Raw genomic sequence first — 14,839 nt, 5'->3', positions numbered from 1 at the left:
GGTCCCGTCTCAGGCGGACCCGGGCGGCAGGATCAGGTCAAGGTAGCCGTCGGCGATCTGCTCCGGCTTCAGGCGGCCGCCGGGCCGGTACCACTGCACCGAGTGGTTCACCATGCCGAGCAGGGCCGCCAGCAGGAGGCGCCGGTCGCCGCCCGGGGCGCGCTCGGCGTGCGCCCGGGCGAGCAGATCCTGGACGAGGCGCTCGAACGCCTTGCGGTTGGACCGCACGGCGCGCCACTGGTCGCCGTGCTCGATGACGTGGCGCTCCTGCTGGAAGACGAGCATGTGGTCACGGTGCTCGAGCGCGTGCGCGACCCACAGGCGGACGACCGCGCGCAGCTGCGTGGCAGCGTCCCCCGGCGTGGCGGTCAGCGCGCGGGCCTCGTCCAGCAGCGGGTCCATCAGGCGGTCGCAGATGCTGATGAGCAGCTGCTCCTTGCCGCCGAAGTAGTGGTAGATCCCGCCGGCGGCCAGCCCGATCGCGTCGCTGAGGTCCTGCACCGAGGTCTGGTCGTAGCCCCGGTCGGCGAAGACGCGGGCGGCGTCGTCGACCACCTGCGCCTGACGGCGGTCGTAGCGCTCACGGAGCGCGGGGCTGGTGGGTGCCTTCGCCATCTGCCGGGGACTGTACCGCCGCCCCGGGGACGCGCGGCCCGGCCGGCGACGGGTTGAGGGAGGCCGATGTGGGTACCGTCTTCTGGACGTGCCGCCGTCCGACGCCACCGCCTCCGAGCGCCGCATCGGCCGCTACCTGCTCGAGGGGGAGCTCGGTCGCGGCGGGATGGGCGTCGTCCACGTGGCCTACGACGAGGCGCAGGACCGCCGCGTCGCGCTCAAGGTGCTGCGCGCCGACCGGCTGATCGACGAGGCCGCCGGGGACCGCTTCGCGCAGGAGATGCGCGTCGCGATCGCGCTCGAGCACCCCAACGTCGTCCCGGTCCACGAGATCGGCACCGAGGACGGCGTCCGCTTCATCGCGATGCGGCTCGTCGACGGGGAGGACCTCGGACAGGTCATCCGGCGCGACGGCGCGCTGCTGCCCGGCCGGGTCGCGCGCCTCGGGCGCCAGCTCGGCGCGGCCCTCGACGCCGCGCACGCCCGCGGGCTGGTGCACCGCGACGTCAAGCCGGGCAACGTCCTGCTGACGGGGGCCGGGGACGAGGAGCACCTCTACCTCACCGACTTCGGCCTCACGCGCGAGCCCGACGGGGGCGTCACCCAGACCGGGCAGTGGGTCGGCACGGTCGACTACGCGGCGCCCGAGCAGATCGAGGCCGGGGTCATCGGCCCGCGGACCGACGTCTACGCGCTGGGCTGCGTCCTCTACCACGCGCTGACCGGGGAGCTGCCGTTCACCGGCACCTTCACGGCGAAGGCCGTCGCGCACAGCACCGCGGAGTTCCCGTCCATCGGGACGGCGCTGGCCCCGGACCCGGGCCGGATCGACACGGTCCTCGCGATGGCCACGGCAAAGGACCCGCGGCGCCGTCACGCCTCGGCGGGCGCGCTGGCGCGGTCGTTCGCACGGGCGGTGGCGGATACCGCGGTGGGGGACGGGCAGCGGACGATGGCGATGGCGCCCATCCTTCTCGAGTCCGACTCGCGACCGGGTCCGGATGCGGATGCGGCGCCGACCGAAGTCCATCCGCCGGCCGCCGCCACGACGGCCGTCATGCCCGCTGACGGTGCGGGTGCGGTCGACACCGGTGACACTGGGGATGTCGCTGGTGCCCCTGGCGTTGGGAGTGCTTCCGCTGAGGGTGCCGCGGGCGCCGCTTCCGCCGGGGGTGCTGACGCTGACGGCACCGCGGGCGCCGCTGCCGGCGCCGGCGCCGATGACGCTGCGGGCGCCGAGAGCGACACCGCGGGCGCCGCAGGTCCGCTGCCCGGCCCGCGCCGCCCGGTGGTCCCGGCCGGCGCCGGTCGACCCCGGCCGCGGTCACAACCACGACCGCTCGACGATCCGGCGACCGCGGTCAGGCCGGTCGCCCCCCTGCGGACCCCGCGCCCGGCGCCGTCCGGCCCCGACTCCGCGCCCCCGACGTCCGGCGACGACACCCCGGTGAACCGCCCGCCCGCGCGGCTCGTCGCCGCCGGCGCCGCCGCACTCGTGGCGGTGCTCCTGGTGATCGCGCTCACCCGCGGCGGCGGCGACGACGACACCGGCCGGAAAGCGGGCGGCACGTCCTCGTCCAAGACCACCGCAGCGCGGACCACGTCCACCGGCAGCGGGGCACCCGGAACCACGGCCGCCGCCGCGCCGAAGCCCGCGCCGGTGAAGATCGTGCCGCTCGCGACCACGGACTACACGTCGCCTGGCGGCGGGTACACCGCCAAGGTGCCCGCCGCGGAGGGGTGGAGCGTCCAGGGGGAGCAGGACCTGGGCGGCGTCATCCGCACCACGCTCACCGGCCCCGACGGCCAGCAGCTGTGGATCGACGCGACGCCGACCATGGCCCCGGCGTTCGGGCGCGAAGGCCGGACGGTGACCGAGACGCGGCGGCTGCAGGGCCCGCTCGGGCCCGTCGTCGGCTATCGCTTCACGGGCGTGCCGGCCGAGTTCTGTGCCGGTGGCTGCGTCGACTACCAGCTCGACCTGGGCGGCCGCGGCTACGCGGTCATCGCCGGTCCGACCCCGCAGGCGCGACTGGCGGCACGGACGACGATCATGTCCCTGCAGCCCGTCGCCGCTGCTGCCCCGCCTGCCGGGGCGACGCCCCCAGGAGCCGAGTCGCAGAACCCGGCGGGGGCCGCGGAACCCGACGCGGGGTCGCGCGCGCTGCCCGGACGGGCCGACTCGAAGAAGGCGCTGAAGCAGTACCTGAAGAACCTGCGCGAGCGGGCCCGCGAGCTCGGTCGCGGTCGCGGCCGCTGACCACCCCGGCCGCAGGCGTAGGCTCCGGCCCATGCCGACCATCGTCCGTTACTCCGCGTTCACCCGCGATCCGGCCGGCGGAAACCCGGCGGGCGTCGTCCTCGACGCGGCCGGCCTGGACGAGCCGGCGATGCGCGCGATCGCGGCCGACCTGGGGTACTCGGAGACCGCGTTCGTCACCGCCCGCGACGGGGACACGCTGGCCGTCCGGTACTTCAGCCCGGAGTCCGAGGTCCCGTTCTGCGGCCACGCCACGATCGCGACGGCGGTCGCCTTTGCGGATGTCCACGGACCCGGGCGGCTGCGGCTCGACACCGCGGCCGGGCGCATCGACGTCACGGTGGCGGCGGGTGAGGACGGCGTCCCGATCGCGACCCTGACGAGCGTCCCGACGCGGGTCTGGGACGTCCCGGACGCGGACCTCGACGAGGCGCTCGCGGCGCTGGGCTGGACGGCGGACGACCTCGACGACCGCCTGCCGCCGCGGTTCGCCAACGCCGGCGCGGGCCACCTGATCCTCGGCGTGGGCCGGCGCGAGCGGCTGACAGCGCTCGCCTACGACTTCGACCGGCTGCGCGCGTTGCTCGAGGCACGCGAGTGCGTGACGCTCACGCTCGTCCACCGCCGGGCCGCGGACCCGGCCGGCCTCACGTTCGACGCCCGCAACCCCTTCCCGACCGGCGGCGTCGTCGAGGACCCGGCGACCGGTGCCGCGGCGGCGGCGTTCGGCGCCTACCTGCGCAGTCTCGCGCTCGTCGACCTCCCGGCTCGCGTCACCGTGCATCAGGGCGACGACATGGGCCGTCCGTCGGTGCTCACGGTCGACATTCCCGTAGGACCCAACGCCGGGGTCGGCGTCAGCGGCGCCGCGGTCCCCATCCCCTGACGCGCGCCGCCGGGGTGTGCTGCGGAAGCCGCCTGGCAGGGGCGGTAGGGTCGCAAGCCTCATGAGCGGCTTCTTCGACGTGCTGCCGGAGCCCGAGCGGACGCGGGTCGTCTCGATCGCCCGCCGGCGCGTGTTCGCGAAGCGGACGGTCGTCTTCCATGCGGGCGACCCCGGCGACGCGATGCACGTCGTGCGCAAGGGCCGGTTCGCCGTCCAGAACACGAGCGGTGGGCTCGACGTCAACACCATGGCGATCCTGGGGCCGGGCGACCACTTCGGGGAGCTGGCGCTGCTGTCGGGCGACTCGATCCGCACCGCCTCGGTCGTCGCGCTGGAGGCCGGCGAGACCCTGTCCCTGCATCGCGTCGACTTCGAGAAGGTCCTGCGCGAGTACCCGCTCGCGTCGACCGTCCTGCTGCACGCGCTGCGCGGCCAGGTCGAGCGCCTGTCCGCACGCCTGGTGGAGGCGCTCTACGTCACGGCCGACACCCGCGTCCGCCACCGCCTGGTGGAGCTGGCCACGATGTACGCAGCCGCCGACGACCCCGACGGCCCCGTCACGATCCCCCTCACCCAGGAGGACCTCGCCTCCCTGGCCGGCACGTCGCGCGCGACGGTGAACCGCGTCCTGGGTGAGGAGAAGGACGCGGCGACGGTCGACGTGCGGCGCGGGAAGGTCGCGATCACCGACCGGACGAAGCTCGAGGCGCGAGCCGCCCGCGGGCGCTGAGGGCGGGGCGGGTCAGCGGGATGGGCCCGCCACCGAGGTGGCAGTACGCCATCGCGGCTACCGGGACCACGGACTGCCACCCGCGCGAGGCGGCGCGACGTGGCAGGATCTGGTCGCGGGATGCGGGACCCCGCACTGCCACCCCCCCCCGGCCGCAGACCGTCAGGCCGGGAGTCGGCGGGCCACCGTCGCGAGCACTCGCTGTTGCGTGGGCCGTCGATGGCGCTCCACGTGATCGTGCGTGATGCGGAGCGACAGCCACCCGACCGCGGCCAGGTCGGCGTCCCGCGTGCGGTCAGCCTCGAAGGCCGCCGTCCGGTCGTGATGGGTCCGGCTGTCAGCCTCGATCAGCGTCCAGGCATCTGGGAAGGCGAAGTCGACGCGGTAACGACTGCCGCTCAGTCCTGTCACCCAGAACTGCGGGACGGCCTCGGGCAGCGGGAGCGGATCGAGGATCAGATCCCGGACGCGGTCCTCGAGCGGGGACTCCGTCGGAGTGCGGCCGGGGCTCAGGGCCAGGAGCCGGCCGAGCCCTGGGTGTCCGCGATGTCGCGACGCGAGTGCCGCGAAGGCGGCGGGCGTGAGCTTGCGGGCGTGGAGCAGGCGCGTGACGAGCGCCGCGAGTTCCTCTGGGACGAGAATTGCCGCCATGTCCAGCGCCGTCCTGCCGGGCGCTGTCACGCGCATCCCGCGGATTCGGACCACGTCGGCCGCGGTCAGGCTGCGCGCGTGATGGACTACGACACCACTTGAGCGTCCCGGGCAGCAGCCGCGCGGCACCGTGATGTGGTGGGCGTCGGGATCGCGTGGTCCGGCGTCGAGGAGCTCGACGGCCGAGTGGTGACTCAGCTCACAGTGCGTACCGCCCACGTTGAGCGCCGCGAAGCGCAGCGCGTCGTCCGTCACGACCGGTCCGACCTGGTAGACGCTGGGCCCGAGGCGCACCAGCCGCCCTGACCGGACGCGACGGTGAATAGCCGAGGCACTCAGCCCACATCGCGCGAGCTCGTCCCGCGTCGCGGTGCCGCCGCTGCGCGCCGCGAGCACCACCAGTTGCGCGTCGCGTGGGTCGACGCTGTCGGGGACGCGGACGGGTCGACTCGCTCGAGGCATCCGGAAAGCCTGCGATGCCGGTCCGTCACGGCGCTACGACACGCCTGTGCCGCGCGCGCGACGTGAGTGCGTGGTGCCGGCCGCAGACCGCGGGTGTGGGGTGGCAGTGCCTTATCGCGGGAAGCGGGACCACGTGCTGCCACCTCTGTAGGCACCCGCCCTGGTGGCAGTACGCCGTAGCGGAAAGCGGAACCACGCACAGCCACAACCGGACAGCACACCGCGCCGGCCGTCTCACGAAGTGCCCACCGACGACCGAGCGCCCCCGGACCGCGACGGTCCCAGGGGCGCTCGATGCTGCAGACGGAGGTGTCCGTTACGCGGCTGCGCCCAGGATCTCCATGGCGATCTTCGCGACCTGGGTCGGCGTGCGGCCGACCTGGACGCCGACGGCCTCCAGGGCCTCGGCCTTCGCGGCGGCGGTGCCGGCCGAGCCGGACACGATCGCGCCCGCGTGGCCCATCGTCTTGCCCTCGGGGGCCGTGAAGCCCGCGATGTAGCCGACGACCGGCTTGGTGACGTTGTCCTTGATGAACGCTGCGGCCTGCTCCTCCGCGTCGCCGCCGATCTCGCCGGACATGACGATCAGCTCGGTCTCCGGATCGGCCTCGAACAGCGTGAGGATGTCGATGAACGACGAGCCCGGGACCGGGTCGCCGCCGATGCCGACGATCGACGAGTTGCCGAAGCCGGCCTGGGCCAGCTCGTTGCCGATCTGGTAGGTCAGCGTGCCGGAGCGCGAGACGACGCCGACGTTGCCCTCCTTGAAGAACGACGCCGGGATGATGCCGACGTTCGCCTTGCCGGGGGACAGCAGGCCGGGGCAGTTCGGGCCCAGGAGGCGCGTGTCCGGGTGGTCGCGCTTGAGGCGGTTGAAGAGCAGCAGTTCGTCGTGCGCCGGGATGCCCTCGGTGATGACGACGATCAGCTCGACGCCGGCCTCGGCGGCCTCCTGGGCGGACGCGGCTGCGAACGGCGGCGGCACGAAGATCATCGCCGTGTTGGCGCCGGTCTCCGCGACGGTGTCCTTCCAGTTGCCGAAGACGGGGATGCCCTCGACGTTCTCGCCGGCCTTCTTCGGGTTGATGCCGCCGACGACGTTCGTGCCGTACTTGCGGTTGTTCAGCGTGTGGAACGAGCCCTCGCGGCCGGTGATGCCGGCGACGGCGAGCTTGGTGTCCTTGTCAATGAGGATCGACATGTCAGCTGTTCTCCTTCGCGAGCTTGACGACCAGTTCGGCCGCCGAGTCCATGGTGGTGGCCGCGTGCACGTTCGGCAGGGCGGCGTCCTCCAGGATCTTGCGGCCCTCGACGTCGTTCGTGCCGTCCAGGCGGACGACGAACGGGACGGTCGGCTTCAGCTGCGCGAACGCCTCGACCAGGCCCTTGGCGACTTCGTCGCAGCGCGTGATGCCGCCGAAGATGTTCAGCAGGACCGCGTTCACGGCGTCGTTCGAGAGGATCAGCTCGATCGCCTGCGTGACCTTGGCGGCGTCGGATCCACCGCCGGCGTCCAGGAAGTTCGCGGGGTTGCCCCCGGCGCCGGCGACGACGTCCAGCGTCGACATGACGAGCCCCGCGCCGTTGCCCATGATCCCGATGTCGCCGTCGAGCTTGACGTAGATGACGTCCTGCTCGGCCGCCTTGACCTCGATCGGGTCGGCGTTGGCCGAGTCGCCGAGGTCCTTGTTCTCCGGGTGGCGGAACAGCGCGTTGCCGTCGAGCGTGACCTTCGCGTCGAGCGCCTTGACCTTGCGGTCCGGCGTCACGATCAGCGGGTTGATCTCGGCGAGGGAGCAGTCCTCCTCGATCCAGACCGTGTAGAGCGCCAGGAGCGCGTCGGCGACGCCCTCGATGACGTCGTCGTCCGCACCGCCCTTGGTGGCGATGTCGACCGCCTGCTCGCGGGTCAGGCCGACCAGCGGGTCGACGTTCTGCTTGATGAGCTTCTCGGGGGTCTCCTCGGCGACCGTCTCGATCTCGACGCCGCCTTCGACGGAGAACATGACGAGCGGCTTCTTCGCGCCGCGGTCCAGGAGCACCGACGCGTAGTACTCCGTCGCGATGTCCGAGGCGTACTCGATCCACACCGTGCGCACGATGTGGCCCTTGATGTCCAGGCCGAGGATGTTGGTGGCGTGCTCACGCGCTTCGGCTTCGTTGGCGGCGAGCTTGACGCCGCCCGCCTTGCCGCGTCCGCCGATGAGCACCTGCGCCTTGACGACGACCGGGTAGCCGATCTCGTTCGCGGCGGCGACGGCGTCGTCGACGGTCGTGACGGCCTTGCCGTCGGAGACGGCGAGCCCGTGACGGCCGAAGAGCTGCTTGCCCTGATATTCGAGGAGGTCCATAGCGCGGGCGATGCTATAGGGACTGTCGTTGACTACGCGGTCAACGGCCCGCGCCGTCCTCGGCGCTAGGCCACGGCCTTCGCGATCGCCCGGCCCGCCACCCGCCCCGAGAACAGGCAGCCACCCAGGAACGTCCCCTCCAGCGCGCGGTACCCGTGCATGCCACCGCCGCCGAACCCGGCGACCTCCCCCGCCGCCCACAGCCCCGGAAGCGGCGTCCCGTCGGCCTGTAGCGCCCGCGCGGAGAGGTCGGTCTCGAGGCCGCCGAGCGACTTGCGCGTGAGGATGTTCAGCCGGACGGCGATCAGCGGCCCCGCGTCCGGGTCGAGGATCCGGTGCGGCGACGCCACGCGCGTGATCCTGTCCGCCAGGTACGCGCGCGCACCGTGGATCGCCGTCACCTGCGAGTCCTTCGAATAGGGGTTCGCGATCTGCTGATCCCGCGCGACGATCTGCGCGCGCAGGTCGTCCACGTCGATCAGCGGCTCGCCGCCGACGAGCTCGTTCATCCGCCGCACGAGCGTCCCCAGGTCCCGCTCGACGATGAAGTCGGCGCCGTGGTCCTTGAACGCCTGCACCGGGGCGGGCGGGCCGCTGCCCACGCGGTCCTTCAGCACCGCGCGGATCGACTTCGACGTCGTGTCCGGGTTCTGCTCGGAGCCCGACAGGGCGAACTCCTTCTCGATGATCTTCTCGGTGAGGACGAACCAGGTGTGGTCGAAGCCGGTCCCCATGATGTGGTCGAGCGTCCCCAGCGTGTCGAACCCGGGGTAGAGCGGGGCGGGCAGTCGCCTGCCGCGCGCGTCGAACCACAGCGACGACGGTCCGGGGATGATCCGGATGGCGTGCAGGGGCCAGATCGGGTCCCAGTTGTGGATGCCCTCGACGTAGTGCCACATCCGGTCCTCGTTGATCTGCCGGGCGCCGCCCGCGCAGGCCGCCTGCTGCATAAGGCCGTCGACGTGGGCCGGGACGCCGGACAGCATCCGCTGCGGCGCGGTTCCCAGCCGGGCCGGCCAGTTGCGCCGTACGAGCTCGTGGTTGCCGCCGATGCCGCCGCTGGTGACGAGGACGGCGGCGGCGCTCAGCTCGAACTCCCCGGCGACCTCGCGAGAGCTCTCCGCGCCGCGGACCACGTCGCTGGGGACGAGGACCTCGCCCGTCACGCCCGTCACGACCCCGCCGTCGACGACCAGGGAGGTGACGCGGTGGCGGAACCGCAGCGTGATCAGCCCGCGCCTGACCGCGTCCCGCACCCGCGCCTCGAACGGCGCGAGCACCCCGGGCCCCGTCCCCCACGTGATGTGGAACCGGGGGACGGAGTTGCCGTGACCGTCCGCCTGCGAGCCGCCGCGCTCCGGCCAGCCCGGGTTCGGGATCCAGCGCATCCCCTGCGCGTGCAGCCACGCGCGCTTTTCGCCGGCGGCGAAGTCGACGTACGCCTCGGCCCACTTGCGCGGCCAGAAGTCCTCGGGGCGGTCGAAGCCGGCCGTCCCCAGCCAGTCGGCCATCGCGAGCTCGCGTGAGTCCTTGATCCGCATCCGCCGCTGCTCGGGGCTGTCGACGAACATCAGCCCGCCGAGCGACCAGAACGCCTGACCGCCGAGCGAGGCCTCCGGCTCCTGGTCGACGACGATGACCTTCCGGCCCGCGTCCGCGAGCTCTGCGGCGGCGACCAGGCCGGCGAGCCCGCCTCCCACCACGATGACGTCGGCCGACTCCTCAGATGAACGCACGCGGACAGCCTACGCGCCCGCGCGTGCGACCCGTCAAGCGGCAAAAGGTCGGGCTTTGGCACAATGGACCGCTCATGGCGCTTCCTGCAAAGGTCCAGTGGGTCACCTTCGACGTGTACGGCACGTTGATCGATTGGGAAACTGGTGTCTTCCAGGCTTTCAAGCGCGAGGCCGCGCGCGAGGGTTTCACGATCGAGGACAAGGACAAGGCCGAGATCATCCGGCACTTCCACGAGATCTCGCGCCAGGTCGAGAGCGGGTCCTACGAGCTTTACGCCGAGGTCCTGCGCCAGACGGCGGTCAAGATCGCCAAGGAGATCGGCTGGGCCCTAGAGCCCTCGCGCTCCGGCTTCCTGCCCGACTCGGTCGCGCGCTGGATGCCGTTCAAGGAGACCGCGCCGCAGATGAAGAAGTTCTTCAACAAGTACCAGACGGCGCTGCTCTCGAACATCGACGACAAGCTCCTCGGGCAGACCCGCCGTCATATCCCGGGCGACTACGACCTCGTCGTCACCGCGCAGCAGGTCCGCTCGTACAAGCCGGACCCGGCCCACTTCAACGAGTTCGCGCGCCGCATCGGGACGAAGAAGGGCTGGGTCCACGTGGGCTCCAGCTACTACCACGACGTCGAGCCGTGCCTGAAGGCCAAGATCCCCGTGATCTGGGTCAACCGCAGCGGCGCCCCGCTCGAGACCGGCCAGAAGAAGCCCACCGAGGAGTGCAAGACGCTCCTCGAGGCCGCGCGCCTGCTCGGCCTATAGCCGGGACGACGGCACGCCGTGCGCGTCATCGCGCTGCATCAGGACGTCCTCGTCGCCACGTCGGCGGTCTGGCAGACGACCTGCACCATCGTGCGCGGGACGGTCGCGGACAGTGACGGGAGCGAGGCGTTCGTCATCGACTCGCCGGTCCTCCCGAGCGAGCTCGAGGTCCTGCCCACGCTGCTGCAGCAGTCGGGCTTCGGGTTCAGTGGCCTGCTCGCCACCCACGGCGACTGGGACCACCTCCTGGGCCGCCTGGCGTTCGGCGCCGACGCGCCGCTCGGGGTCTGCGAGACGACCGCCGCCCGCCTCACCGCCGAGCCCGGTGTCGCCGCCCGGAGCCTGCGCGACTTCGACGACGAGTGGTACGTCGAGCGCGACGGCGACGCGGGCCGGCTCGGCCTGGGCGGCGTCCAGGCGCTGCCGGTCCCGGGCCACCTCGACGTCGGCGACCAGACCCTCGAGCTGCACCCGACCGGCGGCCACACCGCGGACGGGATGGCGGTCTGGGTGCCGTGGGCGCGCGTCCTCGTCGTGGGCGACCACCTCTCGCCCGTCGAGCTGCCGATGCTCAGCGACGGCGGTTCGCGCAGCGCGTACCTCGCCACCCTCGAGCGGCTGCGCCCGCTGGTCGAGCAGGCCGATCACGTCGTCCCCGGCCACGGCGCGGTGCTGGACAGCGCCCGTGCGCTGGCGATCCTCCGCGAGGACGTCGCGTACCTCACCGACTGGTCGCTGCCGATCGCCCGCCGCGGACCCGGGCAGCTGAAGCTCCACGCGCGCAACCAGGCGCACGCCGGCGACTGATGCTCCACCACGCCTCGCTCGAGATCCGGGCGGGCGACGCCGACGCCGAGGTGGCCTTCTGGACGCTGCTCGGCTACCCGGAGATCCCGGCCCTGACCGAGAAGCTCGCGCAGAGCTCCCGCTGGCTGCAGGACCCCGCGAGCCGCAACCAGATCCACCTCGTCTACGAGGACGCGCCGGCGATCCCCCGCCGCGCGCACCTCGCCGTCGTCCGCACCGACTACGAGGCGACGCTGGCGTCCCTGCGCGCGGCCGGCTTCGAGGTCCTCGAGCGCGAGCGCTACTGGGACTCCCCGCGGGCGTTCGTGCACTCCCCCGCCGGTCACCGCATCGAGGTCATGGGCTTCGCGCCACGGGACTGACCCACGCCGCCGACCCGCCCGCGGCACGCGGCGCGCGCGCCAACTGGTGAGGGCCGGCACCGGCCTCGGTAGCCTCCACGCCTGCCGAGGCGGGGACCCGGACGGTCCGGCCGTGGCCCTCCCGCATGCCCAGCCCTCGCCGCCTCGCCACCGCCGCCCTGCTGTCGCTCGTCGGCATCGCGAGCGCCGGGGCGACGGTCGCGCCTGCGGCGTCCCTCCGCAGCGCCTGGCCCTCCGCCCGCGACGGCACCACGAAGAACGACACCCTGCGCGGCAGCTCCCGGGCCGACTACATCCGCGGGCACGAGGGCCCGGACCGCCTGTTCGGCAAGGGCGGCGCCGATCTCCTCACCGGTGACACGGGGGCGGACATCGTCAACGGGGGCGCGGGCGACGACACGATCACGGGCGCCGCCGGCGGCGACCACCTGAACGGCGCCGACGGCGCGGACGTCATCCTCGGCGGCTTCGGGTCCGACCACATCGACGGCGGTACGGGCGACGACACCATCGACGGCGCCAACGACAGCGACTTCATCAAGGGCGGGGCCGGGAACGACCTCATCCACGGTGGGTCCGGCCCCGACCTGATCGACGGCGGCGCGGGCGACGACACGCTCTACGCCGACAGCGGCGGTGACGTCCTCGCCGGGGGTGAGGGCGACGACGTCATCTTCGTCGACAGCACCTCGGCGTCGAAGATCAGCTGTGGCGCGGGCAACGACGTCCTCTACTTCGTCCAGCCGGCCGACCTGCCCGAGGACTTCAGCCCGCGTGCCACCAAGCGGGTGCCCGACTGCGAGCGGACGGTGCTCACCGACGCCGTCGTCGACCCCAACCAGGGCGCCAAGTACCTTGCCCCGGACAGCGGCGGCACCCGCACCGGCACCGCCAGGGACGACCTGCTGCTGGGCGGCCCGGGCGCCGACGTCCTGAACGGCGGGGCGGGCAACGACGTGCTCTGGGGGCTGCGGCAGGCCGGGCTGACGTCGTCCCTGCCGGATGTCCTGGACGCCGGACCGGGGGACGACACGATCTACGGCGGTCCCGGACCGCAGACGATCGACGGCGGCGCGGGCGACGACTTCATCAACGGCGGGCTCGGCACGAACGCGATCAGGGGCGGGGCCGGCAAGGACACGATCCGGCTGCGCGGTTCCGGGACCGCGACGGTCGACGGCGGCGCCGGCAACGACACCATCTACGTCAACGGGCCGGCGGCGGGTCGCGTGCGCTGCGGGGCCGGGACCGACACGGTCTACGCGAACCGCAACGACCGCATAGCGAGGGACTGCGAGCGGCTCAGGGCCAACCCTGGGTCGAGCCCGTCCCGGCTGCGCGCGGCCGCGCGGCAGGCGGCGACCCCCGCGCCCGGAGCTGCCGACGCGCCGGCTCCAGGCAGCGCCACGTACGCCGATCTCGTCCGCGCGACCCCGGGACTCGCGCACTGGTGGCGCCTCTCGTCGTGGGGGCCGACCTACTCGGCCGGCACCGTCGCGGCGCTGTCCGTCACCCCCGATGCGGTCGGCGGGCGAGGCGCGTTCGCGACCGGGACCGTCACCGAGCCGGGCGCGACGGACGACGGCGACGGCTCCTGGGTCCCGCAGGGGAGCACCCTCAGCGTGTACCTCGCCGACAGCGTCCTGGGCGGCGCCGGCTCGACCATCGAGCTGTGGGCGCGGTCGGCCGACCCCGCCGCTCGCGCCGGCACCGACAACCTCGTCACCTACTCCGGCTACGACCAGTCCCAGGGTCAGGCGGTCCGGCTGACGTTCAACCGCAGCGGCGGTGTCGAGGCGGCCGTCACCCCGTACGGCGGCACCGCGACCGTCGCCCGCTCGGCGGCGCAGATCGTGAGCGCCGGCGCGTGGCACCACGTCGCCCTGACGCGGGACGGAACGTCGATCCGCGTCTACCTCGACGGCGTAGAGGTCGCGACCGCGGCGGACATCGCGTCCACCGGGCCCGTGCTGAACGAGGACTGGAAGATCGGCACCGCGAGCTCCGCGTCGCTCGCGGGACTGGACGAGCTCGCGCTCTACTCGCGGGCGCTCGACGCCGAGACGGTCCGCGCCCACGCGAAGGTCGGTGACGACGGCCGGCCGCCGGTCACGAAGCTCGACCGCCCGATCCCGGCGCTGATCGGCAGTCCCTACCGGACGACGCTCAGCACCGCGCGTGCCGGCTCGCGGTTCCGCTGCCTGATCGACGGCACGACGGACATCTCCTGCCCGTCCGCGCTCGTGGCGCGCCTGCCCGTCGGCGAGCACACGCTCCAGCTGCGGGCGACCGATCGCTTCGGCCGCAAGGAGGTGAGTCCCGCCACCTACTCGTTCACGGTCGACGGCACCGACCCCGAGACCCTGGCCGCGGCCGTCCTCGGCCTCACCGGCAACGTGCCGTCCGCGCTCACCTTCGGCTCCGACGACTTCGCCGCGACCTTCCAGTGCGCGACCGCCCCGGCCGGCACCGTGCCGATCGGCGACGTCGACGCGCTGCGGTGGGCGCCGTGCGTCAGCGGGACGCGGATCCCCGACGCGACCGCCGCCCGCGTCTTCGTCCGGGCGGTCGACGTCGCCGGTAACGTCGACGCGACCCCGAGCCGCATCGACGTGGCCGCTCGCGAGAGCGCCGCGCAGGGCGTCGTCCCTGCGCTCGGCGCCGCCCGGGCGGACGTCGTGATCGGCGAGGTCGAGCAGCGGGATCCGACGACGGTCTTCGCCTGCCAGGTCGACGCGCTCGCCGGGGCTGCGTGTGCCGGCCGCTTCCGGCTGCCGCTGCTGCGCCATGGGGGCCACACGCTACGGATCACCCAGGCGGGCTACGGCCTGGCGGGGGCCAGGATCGTCGCTGCACCGCTGGCGATCCGGGTCGGCCCGCCGCCGAACGTGACGCTCACGGCGGTGCAGTTCCCCGCCGTCGTTGAGTCGAGCTCCGCGCTGAGCGTCCGCGTCCCCCGGGTCCGGCTGGTCCTCGACGGGCCGGCCGAGCTCGCGCTGGCGGTCACCGGGGCGGACGGCAAGCAGATCGCGGCCTTCCGGGCCGCCGGAGTCACCGGGCCGAACGCGCCGAAGATCCCCGCGTCGGCCCTCCGTCGCCTGGGACTGGGACGATACACGCTGGTGGTGGCGGCGCGGGGGCCCTCGGGGTCGCTGTCCGTCGAGCGACTGCCGTTCGCTGTCATACCGCGCAACCGCTGATCGCGCGCGCATGATGAC

At 73.3% G+C, this 14,839-nt stretch carries 12 protein-coding genes; 7 read left to right on the top strand and 5 right to left on the bottom strand.

Going from position 1 to position 14,839, the window contains the following annotated elements; genetic code table 11:
- Positions 1–9: 9 nt before the first annotated feature.
- A complete protein-coding gene (locus DSM112329_RS25150; protein ID WP_354699316.1) occupies positions 10–615 on the bottom strand; it encodes a TetR/AcrR family transcriptional regulator in 606 nt (201 codons plus the stop codon).
- Between the two features lie 88 nt (positions 616–703).
- Here DSM112329_RS25150 and DSM112329_RS25145 point away from each other — a divergent pair, with 88 nt between their 5' ends.
- The 3 genes from DSM112329_RS25145 to DSM112329_RS25135 all read left to right on the top strand — a co-directional run bounded on the left by DSM112329_RS25145 (position 704) and on the right by DSM112329_RS25135 (position 4,491).
- Positions 704–2,875 (top strand): protein kinase, encoded by a 2,172-nt coding sequence (locus DSM112329_RS25145; RefSeq protein ID WP_354699315.1) that lies wholly within the window; start codon positions 704–706, stop codon positions 2,873–2,875.
- A 31-nt stretch (positions 2,876–2,906) separates the two neighbouring features.
- Positions 2,907–3,761 (top strand): PhzF family phenazine biosynthesis protein, encoded by an 855-nt coding sequence (locus DSM112329_RS25140; RefSeq protein WP_354699314.1) that lies wholly within the window; start codon positions 2,907–2,909, stop codon positions 3,759–3,761.
- 61 nt (positions 3,762–3,822) lie between these two features.
- Positions 3,823–4,491 carry a Crp/Fnr family transcriptional regulator gene (locus tag DSM112329_RS25135; RefSeq protein WP_354699313.1) on the top strand — a complete coding sequence of 223 codons (669 nt, stop codon included), beginning with the start codon at positions 3,823–3,825 and terminating at the stop codon, positions 4,489–4,491.
- Positions 4,492–4,653: 162 nt separating this feature from the next.
- On the opposite strand, the gene DSM112329_RS25130 is transcribed toward DSM112329_RS25135, so the two are convergent.
- The 4 genes from DSM112329_RS25130 to DSM112329_RS25115 form a co-directional block, all read right to left on the bottom strand.
- On the bottom strand, positions 4,654–5,541 hold the full coding sequence (locus DSM112329_RS25130; RefSeq protein ID WP_354699312.1) for a type IV toxin-antitoxin system AbiEi family antitoxin domain-containing protein: 888 nt from the start codon (positions 5,539–5,541) through the stop codon (positions 4,654–4,656).
- Between the two features lie 379 nt (positions 5,542–5,920).
- Positions 5,921–6,805, bottom strand: coding sequence for a succinate--CoA ligase subunit alpha (gene sucD / locus DSM112329_RS25125; RefSeq protein WP_354699311.1), 885 nt, complete (start codon positions 6,803–6,805; stop codon positions 5,921–5,923).
- Position 6,806: 1 nt separating this feature from the next.
- Positions 6,807–7,955, bottom strand: coding sequence for an ADP-forming succinate--CoA ligase subunit beta (gene sucC, locus DSM112329_RS25120; RefSeq protein ID WP_354699310.1), 1,149 nt, complete (start codon positions 7,953–7,955; stop codon positions 6,807–6,809).
- 65 nt (positions 7,956–8,020) lie between these two features.
- A complete protein-coding gene (locus DSM112329_RS25115; RefSeq protein WP_354699309.1) occupies positions 8,021–9,691 on the bottom strand; it encodes an FAD-binding dehydrogenase in 1,671 nt (556 codons plus the stop codon).
- Between the two features lie 74 nt (positions 9,692–9,765).
- On the opposite strand from DSM112329_RS25115, the gene DSM112329_RS25110 reads away from it, so the two are divergent.
- The 4 genes from DSM112329_RS25110 to DSM112329_RS25095 all read left to right on the top strand — a co-directional run bounded on the left by DSM112329_RS25110 (position 9,766) and on the right by DSM112329_RS25095 (position 14,821).
- The gene (locus tag DSM112329_RS25110; RefSeq protein WP_354699308.1) at positions 9,766–10,452 is read left to right on the top strand and encodes an HAD family hydrolase; all 687 of its coding nucleotides are present in this window, start codon (positions 9,766–9,768) and stop codon (positions 10,450–10,452) included.
- A gap of 18 nt (positions 10,453–10,470) precedes the next feature.
- On the top strand, positions 10,471–11,259 hold the full coding sequence (locus tag DSM112329_RS25105) for an MBL fold metallo-hydrolase (RefSeq protein ID WP_354699307.1): 789 nt from the start codon (positions 10,471–10,473) through the stop codon (positions 11,257–11,259).
- Positions 11,259–11,621 (top strand): VOC family protein, encoded by a 363-nt coding sequence (locus tag DSM112329_RS25100; RefSeq protein WP_354699306.1) that lies wholly within the window; start codon positions 11,259–11,261, stop codon positions 11,619–11,621. Before DSM112329_RS25105 ends, DSM112329_RS25100 begins: the two co-directional genes overlap by 1 nt.
- Before the next feature lie 125 nt (positions 11,622–11,746).
- Positions 11,747–14,821, top strand: coding sequence for a LamG-like jellyroll fold domain-containing protein (locus tag DSM112329_RS25095; RefSeq protein ID WP_354699305.1), 3,075 nt, complete (start codon positions 11,747–11,749; stop codon positions 14,819–14,821).
- The last annotated feature ends 18 nt before the right edge of the window (positions 14,822–14,839 follow it).

This window comes from Paraconexibacter sp. AEG42_29, assembly GCF_040581415.1.
In the GTDB taxonomy this organism is placed as follows: Bacteria; Actinomycetota; Thermoleophilia; order Solirubrobacterales; family Solirubrobacteraceae; genus Paraconexibacter.
Note: the sequence above shows the minus strand (reverse complement) of the source record. Positions and strands in the feature narration are given on the sequence as shown.

Bases quoted from the DNA above. Each gene is read 5' to 3' on its own strand.
- DSM112329_RS25150 (WP_354699316.1), bottom strand. From the start codon at position 615: ATGGCGAAGGCACCCACCAGCCCCGCGCTCCGTGAGCGCTACGACCGC.
- DSM112329_RS25140 (WP_354699314.1), top strand. From the start codon at position 2,907: ATGCCGACCATCGTCCGTTACTCCGCGTTCACCCGCGATCCGGCCGGC.
- DSM112329_RS25135 (WP_354699313.1), top strand. From the start codon at position 3,823: ATGAGCGGCTTCTTCGACGTGCTGCCGGAGCCCGAGCGGACGCGGGTC.
- DSM112329_RS25095 (WP_354699305.1), top strand. From the start codon at position 11,747: ATGCCCAGCCCTCGCCGCCTCGCCACCGCCGCCCTGCTGTCGCTCGTC.
- DSM112329_RS25100 (WP_354699306.1), top strand. From the start codon at position 11,259: ATGCTCCACCACGCCTCGCTCGAGATCCGGGCGGGCGACGCCGACGCC.
- sucC (WP_354699310.1), bottom strand. From the start codon at position 7,955: ATGGACCTCCTCGAATATCAGGGCAAGCAGCTCTTCGGCCGTCACGGG.
- sucD (WP_354699311.1), bottom strand. From the start codon at position 6,805: ATGTCGATCCTCATTGACAAGGACACCAAGCTCGCCGTCGCCGGCATC.
- DSM112329_RS25110 (WP_354699308.1), top strand. From the start codon at position 9,766: ATGGCGCTTCCTGCAAAGGTCCAGTGGGTCACCTTCGACGTGTACGGC.